Source organism: Campylobacter sp. BCW_6460, from assembly GCF_001762705.1.
GTDB classification, from domain to species: domain Bacteria; phylum Campylobacterota; class Campylobacteria; order Campylobacterales; family Campylobacteraceae; genus Campylobacter_D; species Campylobacter_D jejuni.
In genome coordinates this window covers 73542-92126 of record NZ_MJXI01000031.1, presented here as the reverse complement: position 1 = coordinate 92126, position 18585 = coordinate 73542, and the positions used below count along the sequence as shown (strand labels likewise).

General features: G+C 29.5%; 23 protein-coding genes and 2 pseudogenes. 4 read left to right on the top strand and 21 right to left on the bottom strand.

Annotation, left to right across the window (positions count from 1 at the left end):
* The 4 genes and pseudogenes from AJ881_RS05680 to AJ881_RS09710 all read left to right on the top strand — a co-directional run.
* Window positions 1-866, top strand: an 866-nt coding sequence (locus tag AJ881_RS05680; RefSeq protein WP_261660185.1) for a methyl-accepting chemotaxis protein, incomplete at its 5' end; no start/stop codon positions are given.
* A 133-nt stretch (window positions 867-999) separates the two neighbouring features.
* A pseudogene (locus tag AJ881_RS05675) lies at window positions 1000-2144 on the top strand (PhoX family protein); the annotation flags it as partial.
* Window positions 2126-2200: pseudogene (locus tag AJ881_RS09715) on the top strand (hypothetical protein); the annotation flags it as partial. The pseudogenes AJ881_RS05675 and AJ881_RS09715, both read left to right, overlap by 19 nt.
* Window positions 2201-2230: 30 nt before the next feature.
* Complete coding sequence (locus AJ881_RS09710) at window positions 2231-2353, top strand: hypothetical protein (RefSeq protein ID WP_370659185.1); 123 nt, start codon at window positions 2231-2233, stop codon at window positions 2351-2353.
* Between the two features lie 38 nt (window positions 2354-2391).
* Here the strand turns inward: AJ881_RS09710 and AJ881_RS05670 are convergent, their stop codons facing one another.
* From AJ881_RS05670 to mqnP, 21 genes are all read right to left on the bottom strand, one after another.
* On the bottom strand, window positions 2392-4107 hold the full coding sequence (locus tag AJ881_RS05670) for a GMC family oxidoreductase (protein WP_052949910.1): 1716 nt from the start codon (window positions 4105-4107) through the stop codon (window positions 2392-2394).
* 10 nt (window positions 4108-4117) lie between these two features.
* On the bottom strand, window positions 4118-4834 hold the full coding sequence (locus tag AJ881_RS05665; RefSeq protein ID WP_002871524.1) for a gluconate 2-dehydrogenase subunit 3 family protein: 717 nt from the start codon (window positions 4832-4834) through the stop codon (window positions 4118-4120).
* Window positions 4835-5076: 242 nt separating this feature from the next.
* On the bottom strand, window positions 5077-6015 hold the full coding sequence (gene trxB / locus AJ881_RS05660; protein WP_002857228.1) for a thioredoxin-disulfide reductase: 939 nt from the start codon (window positions 6013-6015) through the stop codon (window positions 5077-5079).
* Window positions 6016-6148: 133 nt separating this feature from the next.
* On the bottom strand, window positions 6149-6463 hold the full coding sequence (gene trxA / locus AJ881_RS05655) for a thioredoxin (RefSeq protein WP_002778629.1): 315 nt from the start codon (window positions 6461-6463) through the stop codon (window positions 6149-6151).
* Window positions 6464-6519: 56 nt separating this feature from the next.
* The gene (locus AJ881_RS05650; protein ID WP_070282913.1) at window positions 6520-6858 is read right to left on the bottom strand and encodes a YraN family protein; all 339 of its coding nucleotides are present in this window, start codon (window positions 6856-6858) and stop codon (window positions 6520-6522) included.
* Window positions 6858-8105, bottom strand: a complete 1248-nt coding sequence (locus AJ881_RS05645; RefSeq protein WP_044778705.1) for a homoserine dehydrogenase — start codon at window positions 8103-8105, stop codon at window positions 6858-6860. The genes AJ881_RS05650 and AJ881_RS05645 overlap by 1 nt, the downstream gene beginning before the upstream one ends.
* A gap of 3 nt (window positions 8106-8108) precedes the next feature.
* Window positions 8109-9311, bottom strand: coding sequence for an LL-diaminopimelate aminotransferase (locus AJ881_RS05640; RefSeq protein WP_002854656.1), 1203 nt, complete (start codon window positions 9309-9311; stop codon window positions 8109-8111).
* A gap of 11 nt (window positions 9312-9322) precedes the next feature.
* The gene (locus tag AJ881_RS05635) at window positions 9323-10129 is read right to left on the bottom strand and encodes a hypothetical protein (protein ID WP_070282911.1); all 807 of its coding nucleotides are present in this window, start codon (window positions 10127-10129) and stop codon (window positions 9323-9325) included.
* On the bottom strand, window positions 10123-11061 hold the full coding sequence (locus AJ881_RS05630; protein ID WP_044779789.1) for a membrane protein: 939 nt from the start codon (window positions 11059-11061) through the stop codon (window positions 10123-10125). Before AJ881_RS05630 ends, AJ881_RS05635 begins: the two co-directional genes overlap by 7 nt.
* Window positions 11054-11737, bottom strand: coding sequence for a 23S rRNA (guanosine(2251)-2'-O)-methyltransferase RlmB (gene rlmB / locus AJ881_RS05625; RefSeq protein ID WP_044779788.1), 684 nt, complete (start codon window positions 11735-11737; stop codon window positions 11054-11056). Before rlmB ends, AJ881_RS05630 begins: the two co-directional genes overlap by 8 nt.
* A gap of 13 nt (window positions 11738-11750) precedes the next feature.
* Window positions 11751-12575, bottom strand: a complete 825-nt coding sequence (rsmI, locus tag AJ881_RS05620) for a 16S rRNA (cytidine(1402)-2'-O)-methyltransferase (RefSeq protein WP_044778709.1) — start codon at window positions 12573-12575, stop codon at window positions 11751-11753.
* A gap of 2 nt (window positions 12576-12577) precedes the next feature.
* Window positions 12578-12778, bottom strand: a complete 201-nt coding sequence (rpmE, locus tag AJ881_RS05615; RefSeq protein ID WP_002860977.1) for a 50S ribosomal protein L31 — start codon at window positions 12776-12778, stop codon at window positions 12578-12580.
* 78 nt (window positions 12779-12856) lie between these two features.
* Window positions 12857-13513: a 16S rRNA (uracil(1498)-N(3))-methyltransferase gene (locus tag AJ881_RS05610; protein WP_070282908.1), complete on the bottom strand. Its 657-nt coding sequence runs from the start codon at window positions 13511-13513 to the stop codon at window positions 12857-12859.
* A gap of 1 nt (window position 13514) precedes the next feature.
* Window positions 13515-13922 (bottom strand): membrane protein, encoded by a 408-nt coding sequence (locus tag AJ881_RS05605; RefSeq protein WP_002851635.1) that lies wholly within the window; start codon window positions 13920-13922, stop codon window positions 13515-13517.
* A complete protein-coding gene (locus AJ881_RS05600) occupies window positions 13922-14347 on the bottom strand; it encodes a c-type cytochrome (RefSeq protein ID WP_002860979.1) in 426 nt (141 codons plus the stop codon). The genes AJ881_RS05605 and AJ881_RS05600 overlap by 1 nt, the downstream gene beginning before the upstream one ends.
* Window positions 14347-14928 carry a 6-pyruvoyl trahydropterin synthase family protein gene (locus AJ881_RS05595; protein ID WP_002858675.1) on the bottom strand — a complete coding sequence of 194 codons (582 nt, stop codon included), beginning with the start codon at window positions 14926-14928 and terminating at the stop codon, window positions 14347-14349. The genes AJ881_RS05600 and AJ881_RS05595 overlap by 1 nt, the downstream gene beginning before the upstream one ends.
* Window positions 14925-15668, bottom strand: a complete 744-nt coding sequence (locus AJ881_RS05590) for a 7-carboxy-7-deazaguanine synthase QueE (protein WP_044779786.1) — start codon at window positions 15666-15668, stop codon at window positions 14925-14927. Before AJ881_RS05590 ends, AJ881_RS05595 begins: the two co-directional genes overlap by 4 nt.
* A gap of 2 nt (window positions 15669-15670) precedes the next feature.
* Entirely contained in the window at window positions 15671-16633 is a 963-nt protein-coding gene (moaA, locus tag AJ881_RS05585; protein ID WP_044779785.1) for a GTP 3',8-cyclase MoaA, read from the bottom strand.
* A gap of 12 nt (window positions 16634-16645) precedes the next feature.
* On the bottom strand, window positions 16646-17161 hold the full coding sequence (locus tag AJ881_RS05580) for a DUF6115 domain-containing protein (protein ID WP_070285346.1): 516 nt from the start codon (window positions 17159-17161) through the stop codon (window positions 16646-16648).
* On the bottom strand, window positions 17158-17655 hold the full coding sequence (locus AJ881_RS05575; protein ID WP_044778713.1) for a hypothetical protein: 498 nt from the start codon (window positions 17653-17655) through the stop codon (window positions 17158-17160). Before AJ881_RS05575 ends, AJ881_RS05580 begins: the two co-directional genes overlap by 4 nt.
* Entirely contained in the window at window positions 17646-18530 is an 885-nt protein-coding gene (mqnP, locus tag AJ881_RS05570; protein WP_044779784.1) for a menaquinone biosynthesis prenyltransferase MqnP, read from the bottom strand. Before mqnP ends, AJ881_RS05575 begins: the two co-directional genes overlap by 10 nt.
* Between the last annotated feature and the right edge of the window lie 55 nt (window positions 18531-18585).

The window sequence follows — 18585 nt, the reverse complement described above, 5'->3', positions numbered from 1 at the left end:
AAGCCGTTAAAGAATCAGTTCAAACCGTATCAGTTGTAGAAGGTGGTAATCTAACAGCAAGAATTACTGCTAATCCAAGAAACCCACAACTTATTGAACTTAAAAATGTTCTAAATAAACTTCTTGATGTTTTACAAGCTAGAGTAGGTTCTGATATGAATGTTATTCATAAAATATTTGAAGAATATAAAAACTTAGATTTTAGAAATAAAATCTCTAATGCTTCAGGAAGTGTTGAATTAACTACTAATGCTTTAGGTGATGAAATAGTTAAAATGCTAAAACAAAGTTCAGACTTTGCTAATGCTTTAGCTAATGAAAGTGGAAAATTACAAACTGCTGTTCAAAGCTTAACCACTTCTTCAAATTCTCAAGCTCAATCTTTAGAAGAAACTGCAGCAGCTTTAGAAGAGATCACTTCTTCTATGCAAAATGTTTCAGTTAAAACTAGTGATGTTATCACTCAATCTGAAGAGATTAAAAATGTTACAGGTATCATAGGTGATATTGCAGATCAAATCAATCTTCTAGCTTTAAATGCAGCTATTGAAGCAGCTCGTGCTGGAGAACATGGTAGAGGCTTTGCAGTGGTAGCTGATGAAGTTAGAAAACTAGCTGAGAGAACTCAAAAGTCTTTATCTGAAATAGAAGCTAATACTAATTTACTTGTTCAATCTATCAATGATATGGCAGAAAGTATTAAAGAACAAACTGCAGGTATTACTCAAATCAATGATAGCGTAGCACAAATTGATCAAACTACTAAAGATAATGTTGAAATTGCTAATGAATCAGCTATTATTTCTAGTACAGTAAGTGATATAGCTAATAATATCTTAGAAGATGTTAAGAAGAAGAGGTTTTAATTAGTCATTTATACCTAGTGAAAACTAGGTATAAATTTTTCCTTCGATTTAAATTTTTCATCAAAATTTCTAAAAAGTTTCCAAATATTTTTATATTTCCATTGTTTTAAATTTTAATATGAAGTAAAAACAAATGGAAAGAATATTGTTTTTAAAAGGTTCAGCTTTAGGTTCTATGGTGGCTTTTTTTTAAGTTCAAATTTAAGTGCTGCTATGCTTAAGGATAAGGATTTTCTAGGTTTTAAAGTTGTTGATGCAAGCACACAAGATAAAGTTATAGCACCACAAGGTTATGAAGCAAAGGTTTTAATTTTTTGGGTGATCCACTTTTAGTAAAGCAAAACCTTATGATGAAAATAAAATCATCGATATAAATGTAGTTAAAATGCTCATTTGGTTTTTTAGAGATAACGATGATGGTATGAGTTTTTTCCACTTTCAAAAAATAGAGCAATTTTAGCCGTTAATAATGAATATATAAATCCTGAAATTATATTTAATCATCCATAGCAAAAATTTAAGCAAAGAAGATGTTTTATATGATCAATCCAGTGTGGGTGTGAGTATCTTAGAAATCGAAAAAAAGATGATGATTGGACTGTTTTTAGACTCTAAGTATAACCGCAGAATCGATGCAAACACTAAAATGCAAGTAAGTGAGCAGCTAAAAAAGAAGTTTTAAAAAATGAAAAATTTATTCATGGAACTTTTGCAAATTATGCAAATGGACAAACACCTTGGGGAACTTATATCACCCGTGAAGAAAATTTTGACGATTTTTTGAAGTTTAGGTGAAAATTTAGAATTTTGATGAAATATTTGATTTAGCTAAAAATATCGATGAAATCAATCTTTTTAATATAAAAATATGCCTTAAAAGAACTTCTTTAGGGTGTTTAAACATGTAAATATAGGAATTATCGTAAAAAAGACGGGTTTATATGGGTGAATGACGAGTTATTTTTAAATTTATTAGTAAACACAAATATAAAAAAGGTGCTAATATAGCAAAATTATTAGATGAAAGCATTTTGTATATAGGACAGTTTAATGGTAAAGTGGGAGATTTTAAAAGATAGGGAAAATGGATAGCAAGCCACAAGCAAAGTGGTTCTAAAGAAGTATTTGCAATACTAGCAAATAATAAAACCACCAAGAACCTATCTCTTGATGAGCTTAAATTTGATAGAGATGGAAGACTTTGGATGCAAACAGATGGATCTTATCTAATAAAAATGAATACAAAGGTATGGGAATAACTGCATGCTAGCAGTAAATCCAAAAATAGGGAAATCAGACGCTTTTTAACAGGGTTTATTGCTTGTGAATTAACAGGGATTGTTTTTAGTGAGGATTATACTACAATGTTTGTAGGTATACAACACCCAAGAGAAGGTTTAAAAGGTAGTACTTTTCCTTATGGAAAAACGCCAAGATCGAGTGTAATGATGATAAGAAAACTTGATGGTGGAGTGATAGGAAGCTAATAAATTCCAAGCTTAAGGCTTGGAATTTAATTACTGCATTAGCAATTACCAGTTTTTAAATATTTTATAATAGCTTCGCTAGCACGATAGGCTAAAGCATTTAAGGTTAAGGTAGGGTTGTAGCCTGGATTATGTGGAAAATTTCCTGCACCTACGACAAAAAGATTGTTAACATCCCAATGTTGTAAATAAGGATTAACTACACTTGTGCTTTTATCTGTACCCATTATAGTTCCGCCAGCAATATGGGTAGAAGTATACCAACCATTTGAAACTACTCCATAATCTCCTAATTTTGGCGAAGTGTAAATATTTTGCGCTCCCATTTCTTGCATGATGCTTTTTAGTTTTGGAAGCATAAAATTATAAAGATTTTTATCTTGTTTGGTAAAATTATAGGTTACGCGGATAAGTGGTAGTCCATAAGCATCTTTATAAGTTGGATCAAGGGATAAATAATTACCTATATAAGGAATAGATGCACCCTGAGCTCCAATATAAGTAAATCGAGTATAATTATAAATAGAAGCTTTTTTAAATTCGGCTCCCCATGAAGGTGTACCTGGTTTAATTGGATTTGATGCTATAGGTCTTGCTCCATTTTGGGAAATTCTAAAGCTTGCTCCATGAATAAAATCAAGTTTAGAATGATCGAAATTATCCCCATTAAAATCATCTATCCAATTGCAAAGTGCCCCAGCTCCAAGATAAGAATTAAATGGATCTTTGAAAAAACCATTAACACTAGGTGTGATTTGATAACTATAATTTTTTCCTAAAGTTCCTTTGCCTGTTTTTGGATTATAAATTTCGCCTATATTAGAAATCATTAAAAGTTTAGCATTGTTGAAAACATAAGAGCCTAGCATAACCACTTCTGCAGGCTGGATAAATTCTTCTAAAGTTAAAGTATTGATAAATTTTACCCCTGTAGCTTTACCATCTTTATGCAAAATTTCTAAAACATTAGCATGCGTTTTAATATCTAAGTTTTTAGTTGCTAAAGCTGAAGGTATAGTTGTTACTATAGGAGAAGCTTTTGCACCATATTCACAACCAAAATGCTCACAAAAAGCACAATATTGACATGCTCCCAAGCTTTGTTTATCAGGATTTGTATAAGTTTGAGATGAGTTTGAAGCAGGAACCATGCAAGGATGATATCCAAGTTTTTTGGTTGCTTTATCAAATTTTTTTAACATAGTTGTTTTTTCTAAAGGAGGATTAGGATAAGGATTGCTTCTTTTTCCTGAGAAAGGACTTTTATCTTCTCCAGAAACTCCCATCATTTTTTCAGCTTTGTCGTAGTAAGGTTCCATTTCATCATAGTTTACACCCCAATCTTGAATAGTGTATTCTTTAGAAACTTTATGTTTGCCATATTTTTCTTCTGTTAAAGATTTTATTTGAAAGTCATAAGGTAGAAAACGATAACTCATACCATTCCAATGAACTCCTGCTCCACCAACATTATTACCGACATCAAAAGCATAATTTTTTCTCATTGGTAAAGCAATTTCATTATCATTATTCCTAACACATATACTTTCTTTACTTAAATCTTGTTTCATTGCAGCATTATTAACATATTTATACTCATCATGCGCACCCAAAAAATCCGAAGTATCTTGATGTCCACCCCTTTCTAAGGCGACAACTTTAATCCCTGCTTTAGTGCATTCATTTGCAACAATAGAAGAACTCCAACCTAAACCTATAACAACAACATCTGTTTTTTTAAGTATTTTTGCCATTTGTATTCCTTTAATGTGACATATCAGCCAAAGAAATAGGTTCTATCACTTCAAATTTATCTCCATCTAAAACTTGAGCTGCGTAAGTCATTTGAGCGCCTGGGAATTTTTTCATGCGCCAAGCTTGCATATTTGCATTGCCGCCATAAATTGGATCAGCATAAACTCCTGTTATAGTTATGCTTCTTAACTCTGTAAAAAAATCGCTAGCTTTTATCTTATCTCCAAAAGAAACCTTTGTTTTATCTTGTTCAAAAGCTCTTAAGACTTCATCTTTTTGTTTTGCGCTAAGCTCTACAAAGCCTTTTTTATAACGAAGTTTTGCTTCTTCATCTAAAGCATTTACACCCATTTTAAAAAGTTCAGCTCTAGTTAAAGGATATTGATAACCTTGATTTTTCTTTCCTTGTATAAAAGGTCCAAAGCGATAATCTTTTGCTCCACTTCCGTAATTTCCTGCAAGTTCATTATCTATAAAAATAGCTACACCTAATTTTTTAGCACCTGGTCCTAAATCATCTTCGGGAAAAATTCTTTCTACTGCTTCACTCAGAATATCAAGTTGTGCAGAATTATTAAAAAAAATTCTAGCACGATAATTTTGAGTAGAATTCAAATTGTTTTGATTGTGCGTATGAGCAAAAACCATACTTGGTGCGCTAGCACCTACTAAAGCAAACAAAGATGAGGCTTTAAGAAAATTTCTGCGACTTTGTTTTTTGTCCATGTTTATTCCTTCCTTATTTTTTTAACATAAATAAGTTATAGTTTTTAATATAAAAAATATATTAATTTAAAAAAAATAATATTTTTATATTTTTTTAAATGTGTAATTATGTAACAAAATTAAGTATAATTTAAATTATATTTAATAATATTTATAAAACGTTATGAAAAAATATTTTATATTTTTAAGGAGTATTGATATAAAGATTTAGGCTAGGAATTCTAGCCTATAATAAGAAAAAATCAATGCAAGCTTTCTATATAAGCCATAGCACTTAATGCAGCTACAGCTCCATCACCTGCAGCACAAATCACTTGCTTAGGTGCATCTTTTCTAAGATCTCCTGCGGCAAAAAGTCCAGCAACACTAGTTTGCATTTTAAGATCAACACTTACTTGCCCACCTTCTTCCATATTGCATAAAAACTTACCATCGTCTTGTTTTAAAATTTCATTTCTTACATTAAGACCAACAAAAGTAAAAATTCCTGGAACATTTAAATCTCTAATACTACCATCTTTTAATTTTACTTTTACACCAGTAACACCCATTTTATCACCATATACTTCATCTACACTTGCACTAGTAATGAGTTCTATTTTTTCATTTTTCTTAACTTTTTCTACTGTAGATGGAGCTGCTCTAAACTCATCTCTGCGGTGGATAAGATAAACCTTAGAACAAATATTTGCTAGATACAAAGCTTCTTCTAAAGCCGTATCTCCACCACCTAAAACTGCAACTTCTTTATTTTTATAAAAAAATCCATCACAAGTTGCACAAGTGCTTACACCTTTTCCAAAAAATTCATCTTCGCCTTTAAAACCTGCTCTTTTTGGAGCTGAACCTGTGCAAACTATCACAGCTTTAGTAAGTTCTGTTTTACCACCTTCTAATTTGATGGTAAAACTTCCATCACTATTTTTTAAAATTTGTTCTACTCCAACCATTTCATGTTTTAAACCAAAGCGCATACATTGTTCATTCCAAGGAGCCATAAAAGAAATTCCATCCATAACTTGGGCTACACCTGGATAATTTTCTATTTCAGAACTTGAGGTAATTTGTCCGCCAGGCATACCTTTTTCAAACATTACTACATTCTTAAGACCACCTCTAGTTGCATAAAGTCCGGCACTAAGTCCAGCAGGACCTCCACCTATGATTGCTACATCTAACATCTACATTTCCTTTATATTGAATTTTATTATTAATAATGATATAAAAATTATTCTTAATAGTAGTTAATAAAAATTATTATTTAGTATAAATTTGAAATTTTTAAGAAGAAGGCTAGTTATACTAGCCTTTAGTTTATAGTAAAGAGTTTAGTTTATCACTAATTGCTTGTTTAGATTGTGCACCAACGAGTTGATCTACAACTTCACCATTTTTAAAGAAAATAAGCGTAGGAATAGAGCGAACACCAAATTCAGCTGCTAAATCACCTTGTTCATCTGTATTTACTTTGCAAATTTTAGCTTTACCATCAAAGTCATTTGCAAGTTCATCAATAACTGGAGCAAGCATTCTACAAGGTCCGCACCATGGAGCCCAAAAATCAACTAAAGCTACACCTTCTTTTGCTTGAGCAAAATTATCACTTGTTAATTCAATATATTTTCCCATAATTTTTCCTTTCTTTAATTTTTGTCTAATTGTATTTTATTTTTTTAAATATCAGCTTAAAAACTTATATTTTCGCAAAATTGTATCACATCATTTTTAATGCAAATCAGATCAATCTGAAAATCCGATGAAATTCCATTTTTAAGATGATAAAATTCTATAGTTTTTAAAATTTTTTCAAGTTTTTTTCTATTCAAACGCTCGGAAGCTTCATAATTATTTTGAGTAAATTTAACCTCTATAAAATGTAAAATTTCATCTTTTTTGGCTATTATATCGATTTCTCCAAATTTAGAATGGAAATTTCTTTTTAAAATTTCAAAGCCTTGTTTTTTTAAAAATTTACAAGCCTTATCTTCACCTAAAATTCCATCTAAATAAGCTTTTACACCCATTATTCTATACGCATCATAAAAGGCTTGGTTTTTATAAAATCTTGTTTGCGTAAAATTTCAAGCAAATTTTGTATGCTTTTTTCATAAGTTAAATGCGTAGTAAAAAATAAAGTACTGTAATTTTCATCATTTTTTTTAGGTTTTTGTAAAAAACTATCGATAGAAATATTATTTTCACTCATCAATTGTGTGATTTTAGATAAAACCCCTATTTTATCTTCAACTTTCACCCTTAAATAATATTTTGTATAAATTTCATCTTTGCTTAAAAGCTCGTATTCTAAAGTATTCACAAAACCAAGCATTGGTGCTTTTACCTGATCTCTTGCTATATCCATAAGATCTGAAATCACAGCACTTGCAGTGGCCTCTCCTCCTGCTCCTGCTCCATAATACAAACTTTCACCCAACAAATCTCCATTAATACTTATAGCATTCATCACTCCATCGACTTTTGCAAGCATTTTTTCTTTATCTATCATAGTAGGATGCACTCTTAATTCTACTTTATCTTCACGCACCTTGGCTATACCTAAAAGTTTTATGGTAAATTCAAACTCATTAGCAAAATACATGTCTTCAGGCGCAATTTCGCTAATACCCTCGATCAAAATATCTTCAGGTTTAGCTTTAAGATTATAAGCGATACTTGATAAAACAAGCAGTTTATGAGCTGCATCTTGTCCTTCTATGTCAAAAGTTGGATCAGCTTCTGCATAGCCTAAATTTTGAGCTATTTGTAAGGCTTGTTTAAAACTCATATTTTTTTGACTCATAGAACTTAAAATATAATTACTCGTACCATTTAAAATCCCTTTTATAGCCAAAATATTATTTGCACTTAAACCTTCTTTTAAAACCTTTATAATAGGAATTCCCCCAGCCACACTTGCTTCATAACCAAAGGCTAAATTTTTAGCCAAATTTTCAAGTTCATAACGATGATAAGCAAGCATAGCTTTATTTGCAGTAACAACAGCTTTTTTCTTTTTTAAAATTTCACTCACTATTTTAAAAGCTTCATCCACTCCACCCATTAACTCTACAAAAACATCTACATCAGCATTTAAAATTTCTTCAACGCTATGAGTAATTGGAATTAAAGCGTTTTTTTTAGGACTTCTAGCAAGAGCGATCACAGGAGTTATGCTTTGCCCACATCTCGCACGAATAAGTTTATTGTTTTCTAAAAGAAATTTAACCACTGCACTTCCAACAGTGCCATAACCAAGAATTGCTACTTTCATAACTTACTCTTTTAAATATTTTTTGATATTGCGTGCAGCTTGGCGTATGCGATTTTCATTTTCAATTAAAGCAATTCTTACATACTCATCACCTGCTTCGCCAAAACCTACCCCAGGACTTACTGCAACACTAGCACGTTGTAAAAGTTGTTTTGAAAATTCTAAACTTTTTAAATGTCTTTTGCTTTCAGGGAGTTTTGCCCAAACAAACATACTTGCTCTTGGTTTTTGAAGTTTCCAGCCTGCATTTTCAAAAGCTTCAAGTAAAATGTGCATTCTTTTATCATAAGTTGCACGGATTTCATCCACACAAGTTTGATCTCCATCTAAAGCTATGGTAGCTGCTACTTGAATAGGTGTATACATACCATAATCAAACCAAGATTTTATTTTTTTAAGCGCACTGACTAAGCGTTTATTTCCTACTACAAAACCTACACGCCAGCCTGCCATATTGTAAGATTTTGAAAGAGTGTAAGTTTCTACCGCTACATCTTTTGCACCTTCAATTTCCAAAATAGAAGGAGTTTTATAGTCATCATAAGTTAAATCTGCATATGCAATATCTGAAATAATATAAAATCTTTCTTTTTTTGCCGTTGCTATCAATCTTTCATAAAAACTTTTCTCACAAGTTACTGTTGTTGGATTATGCGGGAAATTAACAACGACATATTTTGGACGCGGGATGCTTTCATTTAAAGTTTTATGTAAATTTTCAAAAAATTGATTTTCATCAAGCTCAAATTTTTCATTATAAGCTAAAGGCATTTTTGCTACATTGCCTCCTGCTATAATAAAAGCTTGAGTATGTATAGGATAAGCAGGAGTTGGCACAATAGCAACATCTCCAGGATTTATAATCGCTCTTGCAAGATTTACAAAACCCTCTTTTGAACCCATGGTAGCTACAACTTCATTTTCAGGATCTAGATTGACATTATATTTTCTTTTATACCAATTACAAATTGCTAAGCGAAGTTTATAAATCCCCATGGATGTAGAATATCCCGAGGTTTTATCTTTGTTAGCGCTTTCACAAAGTTTATCTATAATGTGTTGTGGAGTTTTACCATCGGGATTTCCCATTGAAAAGTCGATGATATCCTCTCCAGCACGTCTTGCTGCCATTTTTATCGCATTTACTTCTGCGAAAACATAATTTGGAAGTCTTTCTATGGTATTAAAACGGATTTCATCAAACATTTCTTAATCCTTTATTTTTTAAGTGTGATTTTTAAACCCCTGCGTATATTATCTAAACTATACATATCGCTTACAATAGCATATATAGCACCATTTGGAATAAGTTCTGAAAAATGATTATTTTTATTTTCGCTTTTTACTGCTTTAATTAGATTTAGATTTTTATCTAAAAAGAAGATTTTAGGAAACCAATTGTCTAAATCATTTGCATCAATAATCAAATTTGTAGCATTTTTTAAATCAAGCACATAGTCTTTAAGGGGCTTTTCTAATGATTTTGGAGTATTTAAATTAACATTTGTATTGGTTTTTAATACAGCATTGGAAAAATTTAAATCATATTCATAATCATATGCCCCAATACGCTTAATATTATTTATATAGACAGAATTTTCTTTTAAGAGATTGTAAAGCGTTCCAGGATCTAAAATATATTGAGATTCTACTTGTATAGTATAGTCAATATTTCCTTCTCTTAAAATCAAATCTGTAGGGATAAAATATATATATCCGGCATCTGTTAAAACATCGGATAAAATTTTAAAAAACATAACTTCATCAGCTTTTGCTTTAAAATTTAGTCTCAGACTTTGAGGATTTGATAGTGTTAAGGCAATTAAAGAATTGGTTTTTAATATTTGAGATATTTTTGCAATATCACAATTTCCATTATTATCTATGTAAGAATTATTTGAAAATAATAATTCTAGTTGAGAATTTTTACTAGGATTGTTTACTAAATTTTTTGCCAAATCAAGACTTGAGATTGCAAAAGATATATTAACATAAAGAGTAAGAATAATAATTTTTTTTACCATTCTTTGCCTTTATTTAATTTTGCAAATTCAGCAGCTGAAATACTTGTAATTTTTCCATCTTTAATCAAGAAACGTTTTGAAATTCCTGCAGGAAATTTTTGTTCTTTATTTTCTTGATCAAACATTGTTAAAGCTGCAGCTCCTGTTAAAATTAACTGATCTTTATCTAAAGAAATATTAAAATCTTTTTCTTTAACAAAGCTTGTTTTTTTAAGGCTTTTTAAATCTATCAAACCTATCCAAATCTTGGTAGAGATTTTAAAATGTGCTTCTTTTAAAGAATCAGTTTTTGGTGTATTTATGTCTTCTTGGATTTGGGTATTTTTTTCTTCATCAAGTAAGGTTGTGTTATTTTCACTGATATTATTTTCTATGCTTATGTTTTTATCATTTTCTTGTAATGAGATGTTTTGGATTGGTAAAACGCTCTCTGTTTTATTTGTTTCTTGTGCTTTATTGTTGTCTATAACAACAACATTATTTCCACCTAAAGATTTTAAATTTTCTTGTGCTTGTCCTATGATATCTATAACTGTTGTACTAGTATTATTTTGTTCATCTTTGAAAAAAGTTTTAAGTGTATCAAAATAATAAATTCCACTTCCTATGATCACTAAAACAATAAGAATAATCAAAGAAGGCCAAGCATTAGAGGATTTTTGACTATAAGCATCTAGTTTTGGGGTTATCATTTTTGATTTTGTTTGTGGAGTAGGATTGTTTTCACTAAGATAAGCTTCATACTCTTCGTTAAAATCACTAAAGTCGAGTTCGTATTCTCTGCTTAAAATTTTAACAAAACCTTTAACATTAAAACGACTTAAAACAGCAAAATTCTTTTCTGCTAAAGCTTCAAGAAAATCAAGTTCAATTTGTGTTTTTGCTGCAACTTCTTTTAAATTTAATTCTTGTATTTTTTTCCAATTAAGCATTTAACATCCTATCACAAAGTATTGCAAAAGCAGCGCTGACATTAAGACTATCAAAATTATTTTTCATCGCAATGCCCACACATTCATCGCATTTTTTTACAATTTTAGAGCTTAAACCAAAACCCTCACTCCCCAAAACTAAAACTTTTTTACCATTGCTTATTTTTACACTGTGAATTTCTTTTCCCGAGCCATCGCTCGCATAAAAATAAAAACCCACTTGTTTTAGTTCATTTATTACACTTAAAGCATCGTTGCTTATCACAATAGGTAAATCAAGAGCCGCTCCGCTGCTTGTGCGAATTACTCCTTCCATGGCTAATTTTTCACCAATAAAAATTAAAGCTCCAACCCCTAAAGCATAAGCTGTACGCGTGATAGCCCCTATATTTCCTACATCACTAATTCCATAAAGCATAACAATAAAATCATTTTTTTTGACCTCATTTAAATTCGCAAAAGAACTTTCTTTAATATCTAGCAAAAAACCTTGATGGTTTCCACCTTTCGCATAAGCTTGAGCAGTTTTAAAATCAAGTTTTTTGATTTTAAAACCTGATTTTGCGATTTTGGAAAAAGTAGTTTTATCACATTCTTTTGCTAAATAAAGCTCATTGATACAGTCTTTATGATATTCTAAAATATAAAAAAATATTTGCTTCCCATAAACTATCATATTAAAATTTTACCTAATCTTGACTTAAAAGCAGTTTTTGATAAATTTCTTTTGCATTTTTTCCATTGAACTTTGATAATAATTTTGCTTTTGCTTTTAAAGGCAGCTCTAAATCCATAATATCTTTTTCACAAAGAGTATTTTGCAAAAAATTTTGTTCTTTTGATTGTAGTACTACAACCCATTCGCCGTTTAAATTAGACTTTTTTAAAATTTCAAAAAGCTGTTTAGCATTGCCTTTAAATTTATTTTCAAATTTTTTACTGATTTCTTTAATCAAGAAAATTTCTCTTTGGCTGTCTAGAATCATAATTTGTTCTATCAAAGATAAAATACGCTTGGGAGATTCGTAAATAATACTTGGATAAGGAAAGTTTAAAATTTTTTCTATATCTTTTTGTCTTTCTTTGCCTTTATTTGCTAAAAAACCGATAAAGATAAATTCTTTTTGACAAAATGCCGAGCTTACAAGAGCAACTAAGGCTGCATTTGCACCTGGTAAAATTTCATAGGCGATATTATTTTCTTGTGCAAATTCTACCAAAGCCTTGCCAGGGTCACTAATCCCTGGCATTCCTGCATCGCTTAAATAAGCTACATTTTTTTCAAATATTTTTAAATCAATACTTGCTAAAACCTCTTTTTCATTATGGGAGTGTAAGGCTATAAATTTAGAAATATGAATATCAGTGTGAAATTTTGCATTTAATAATGAAATCAAAGACTTACTTACTCTCGTATCTTCGCAAAACACAAGATTGCAAGTCTTTAAAAGTTCTAAGGCTCTAAAAGAAATATCGCTTAAATTTCCTATGGGAGTAGGAATAAAATAAAGCATAATTATTGCATTGCGTATTTTTTCTTAAATTTCTCTACACGACCTGCAGCATCTACAATTTTTTCACTACCTGTAAAAAAAGGATGGCAATTTGAACAAATATCTACTTTTAATTCTGCTTTGTTTGACTTTGTTGTAAAAGTATTTCCACAAGCACAACTTACTTTGCATTCTACGTATTCTGGGTGAATTTCTTTTTTCATTAGTTTTCCTTAAAAATTAAAACAATAAGCCGTGATTATAAATTATTTAACATAAAAAAGAGATTAATTTAAGAAAAGTTAAAGCAAAATTTTTGAAGCTATAGCTATAATAGCTGTTTGACTTTTTAGAATATTAGAGCTTTTAAGAGAGACTTTCCGGTTAAACAACAATCTCTCATCATTGCTAAATCCACCTTCAGGACCTATAAAATACAATTCTTTTTCATCGAAATGACTTTGTTGTTCTCCTTGAAAATCAACCATAATTGCATTTGGAAATTTTTGAACAAATTCTTGAGTGCTTTGATGGATAATTAAATCCATTTTAGTATTTCTACCGCATTGTTCACAAGAAGAAATAATGATTTTTTCAAATCTTTCTAAATCGATTTTAAAATTTCTTTGTGAAAAATTTGTAAAAACCAAATGTAACTTTTTTACTCCAAGTTCATTTAAGAAAGGTAGAGTTTTTTCTAAAATTTTAATATCTATAATGGCTAAGGCTAAGTTTAATTCACTTTGTTTTATATTTTGTGATTTTTTGTTTAACAATTTTAAAGTGCAAGAATTTCTTGTTAAATTTGTGATTGTATAGTTGTAAAGAAAATTATCTTGTAAATTTCTAAGATTTAGCTCCGAATTTTCCTTTACTCTTCTTACTTTTAAATGGTTAAAGTTTTCACCTTGAAGTTGTATAAACTCTTCTCCAGCTTGCTTGTTATACAAAAATTGCATTTTATAGATATCTTTCTATTAAAAAAGGCAAAAACAATAAAAAAATTTCAAAAGGTAAAATCAAACAACTAATCCATCTAAAAGTGGCATATTTTCTAAATCTTCTTGCTTTTTTAAAACAAACAAAGTGAAAAATTGCTAAGGCAAAAATTAAGATCCAAGAAAAAATCATTACCCAGATATTGACATTCATTTGAAATTGTTTCATTGCTGATAACAAACAACCTGTAAAAATAATCAAAGCTAAAAATAAATAATAAATTGGTAAAAATAATCGTATTCTGCGAATAAAAATGAATTCGGTTTTAAAATTTCCTTGTGTTAGTATAAGATAAAAAAGCATTAAAAAACCGCTCGCATAAAGACTATAAAGATGTAAAGCTAAAAAGAATTCGTAACTTTGATCCATTATTTTCCTTTGTTTATAAAATCAGCTAAATTTTGAATTTGTTCATCACTTAAAAAACTATGGTTTTTATCTTTTATCGTTTTTATTTTTTGTATAAAAATTTTATTGCCCAAGGTTTTAATGGCTGTGCTGTTTTTAGGTTTTAATTCCCCTTTTTCTCCATGACAAGTGGCACATTTTTGTTTATATAAAGAGTTGATAATAGTAGGATTGGCTTCATGTTCATCATCTGAACTTTGTGCTTCATCATCTACAGGTAAAGGCAGGTTGGAGTCACTTAATTCTGTTTTTTCATCGTTTTGTTCTATTTGGACTACTTCTTGATCTGTATTTTGAGTCTTGGAAATATTTTTTTCATCATTAGAACAGGCAGATAAAACTAATAAAAAAAAACTTAAGGCAATTAAAATTTTAGCTTTTTGCATTAAATCTCCTTTGGATTTATAAAAATTTCTTCATTTTTTAATTTGTTATAAAAATCTATATCATTCCATTCTGCTTTAATGCCATTAGAAAATTCTATGTCTTGAAGTGAAATTTTTGGCATTAGCTCACTATAGGCATCTTCTCTAAAACCTTGTGCATAGCCTGTTCTTGTTTCATGAACAATGATGCTTTGTAAAGTTACTCCTTGTTCTCCATTTACCATTTTTGTTTGTTTTAATAGAGCATCTATAAGTATGAAAAATACACGACAAAAATTTTCAGCACTTACATTAACAGGCAGGCAAATCCAACGACTTGAATATTTTTTCATTTCTTCTAAATATTTTGCGTCATCATATTTAAAAAGAGTGATAGCATGATCAAAACTATCAATAATTTGGCGTATATAGGTTTTTAAAAGTCCAAAATCATAGACCATTCCAGCATTATCTAAATATTTGCTTTCAAGTAAAACTTCAACTTTGTAAGAATGTCCATGAATGCTACTTTTGCAACGCTTAGAAGAACAAAACCTAACAATGTGTGCGTTTTCAAATTCAAATAATTTTCTTATAATCATACACCCTCTTTATTGTTCCAAAGACGAATATGAATTCTATCAGAATAATTATAACCATTCTTAATACAAAATTCAGCAATTTTTTGAGCATTTTTTTTAAGATTTTGCTCATTTTCACCCATAGGCATACAAAAAATTTGATTTGGAGCTTCTTTTAGAATTTCATTGATTTCTAAAAATGAATTATCAAGGGTATTGGCATCTAAAACAAATTTATAAAAACTATCTTTTGCGTAATTTTTAAATGCTTTTAAAGCTTTAAAATTTAATCGTTTATCTTTTTTTATCCCGCTATTTTGGAGTTTAACGCTTAAAGCAAAAATACATTCTTTGTAAAAAGGATATCTATCAAAATCAATTTCTATGCTTCCATTGCTTTCAAAGTGTATTTCGAATTTATTTTTTAATAACATTTGGATAAATTCTATAAATTCAGGATTTTCATAATGGATTAATGGCTCTCCACCTGTGATAACAACTATAGGATTAAAGCCTTGTTTTAATTTTATCACTCTTTTTAAAAGTTCATTAGCATTTAAAGTTTCATAACTTTCTTTAAAATCTTTTGTGAAAACAGCTCTTATCGTGTCACATCCGATGAGAGTTTTATTGTTTTTTGATATTTTTACATTAAAACCTAAACAGTTGAAATTACAGCCAGCAAAACGCATAAAAATAGCTAATTTTCCATTATATTTACCTTCTCCTTGAATACTTAAGAAACTTTCAACAAGTTGCAAAATTAACCTCCAGTTTGATAAAAAGCACGAGATGAGGTTTTATTATCAACAACACTCCATTTATTTTTTTCTGGTTTATTTCTTAATACTTCTTGTAATATTTCTACAGCGGCTTTAATATCACCTTTTCGAACCGCTTCTTTTATACTTAATGCTTCATCAAAATAAAGGCAAGGTATTAACAAGCCTTCAGCGCTTAAGCGTATGCGATTGCAAGAATCGCAAAATTCATGGCTATGAGGATCTATAATTCCAAATTCATAATCATCTGCCTTGTAAATACTCACAGGTGCTTTTTCATCTTTTTTTATAAGTTGAATTTGATATTTTTGACTTAAAATTTGTATAATTTCATCTCTTTTTAATCCTTGTAATTTACCATAAGCATGAGTATTTTCCATAAATTCTATAAAGCGAATTTGAGCTTTTTTTGATTTTGCAAATTCCAAAAGAGATATCAGTTCATCATCGTTTAAATTTTTAAGAGCTACAGTATTAAGTTTTACTTTCAAATCTAGATTTAAAGCTTCATCAATTCCAGATAAAACACTATCTAATACATCTTTTTGCGCAAGAGTTTTTGCTTTTTTGTGATCTAGAGTATCAAGTGAAATATTAAGTCGTTTAAGTCCAGCATTTTTTAGGTCTTTAGCAAAGTCTTTTAGTAAAAATCCATTTGTAGTTATAGCAAGGTCAATATCGCTTTTATAATCGCTAATCATTTTTATAAAAATACTTAAATCTTTTCTTAATAAAGGTTCCCCACCTGTTATACGGATTTTTTCAATTCCTTCGTCTATAGCTGCTTTAACAAATAAAAAAAGTTCTTCGAAGCTTAATAAATTTTCTTTTGGCTGATAATCGAAAGGAATTTTTGGCATACAATAAAGGCAGCGAAAGTTACATCTTTGTGTAACTGAAATTCTAAGATAATTTATCTTTCTACCGAATTGATCTATAAGCATTTATTTTCCATTCTATTTTATTAATTTCTTAAATTTTAAGACAAGCTCTACATTTCCAGTGCCAATGCGTAAATCTTTAGCGATTTGTTCTATACTTTTTCCTTCTTTGAAAAGATTTTCTATTTTTTGTTCTTCTGTATCGTAATTTGGTGTAAGTTTAGCCATGCTTTGTGCTTTTTGTTCCAAATTTAAAAGACGATTTTGTTGTTCATTTTGAAAATCTTCTATGATATGTTCCATAGTTTTTAGTGTTCTTAAAACAGGAGTGATTTTTGAACTGATTTGTTTATCAAGTTCAATCATAATTTCTTCTTTTAAAAGGGAGATTTTATAGTTTTCATCCTCTTCACTATCATCTTTAACCCCTAATTCTTTACGAAAATAATGAAGTTCTTTGGTAATATCTTCTATCACATTTTGAAGTTTTGCTATTTTTGCATTATTTTCTCTTTCTTTGATATTCATATAGGCTAGCATTGCAATTAAAAGCACAATTATAAAAACTAAATAAAGTACATCATCACTCATTCTTGGCCTTTCTTATTTCTTATCATATTTCTTTGAATTTCAACAACAAAAGCATCAAAAGCCATTTTGTCTTCAGGCTTAATTTTGATAATTTTTGCCAATGTTTGATTTTGAGCTTTGATAAAAATAGCTATTTTTTGATTATTTAAATCAAATCTTAAATAATATTCTTTATCTTCTTCTAAAATAGTATCCAAAAAATTTAGATATTCAAAATTTAACGATTCTATTACCCCTTTTTGCTTAAGCGGTATAAGTTCTTTATTTTTATCTAAAGAATTTTCAAGCCTTAAAATATCTTCTTTTAGACTTAAAAGAAGATCAAAAATAATTTTTTCACCCTCGTCAAAATCAATGCGTAAAGCAAGTTTTTTCCATTTTAAAATTTGAGAAATTGCTCCAAGTTTTAGGTATTCTCCAAGAAAACGGTTATTTTCTATTTCACAACATTCTAAATGAGCTTCAAATCCTGCTTTAAAAAGTGTTAATTCCATAATAAATCAATCCAAATAAAAATAAAAAAGATAATACTTAAATAACCATTGAGAGTAAAAAATGCTCTATCAATATGAGCAAAATTCTTGTGAACAATTTTATGTTCCAAGGCTAAAATAATACCGCTTATAATTACCCCAGTAAGTGCTATTTTTCCAAGTGCTACACCCCAAACTTCCCACACAAAAAGAAGCCAAAATAATACCGCTAAAATATGGCAAAAAGCTGATATAAATAAAGTAGCCTTTGAGCCAAATTTAGCAGGGATAGAATGAAGTCCTATTTTTTTATCATACTCCATATCTTGTAAAGAATAAAGCAGATCAAATCCAGCTGTCCAAAAAGTTACACCTAAACATAAAATAACGCTATAAATGTGAATTTCACCCATAATTATAACGCTTCCTGCAATAGGCGTAAGTCCTAAACAAAATCCTAAAACTAAATGCGCTAAAGAACTAAAGCGTTTAAAAGCTGAATAAATAGCCAATACAAAAAGCACAGGAAAAGACAAATAAAAAGCCAAGGTATTAATAAAATAAGAACATAGTATAAAAATAAGTGCATTAATAATAATAAAAATCCATACACTTTTTCTGCCTATTTTTCCACTGACATTAGGGCGATTTGCACAACGAGGATTATCCTTATCTATATCTTCATCCATTAAACGATTTGTAGCCATGGCAAAATTTCTTGCACTTACCGCACAAATAATGCCTAAAATCAATGCCTTAAAACCAAACCAAGCAGTGTCATTTGCAAGTTTTGATGCTACAATCATAGAGGAAAATAAAAAAGGCAAAGCAAAAATAGAATGCTTAAATACTACAAGTTCTAAAATATCTTTAAATTTTATCCAGAATGTGTTCATTTTTCTACTTTAAAATATTTTTTGCTATGATTTTACTAAAATTTTTATAAATTTT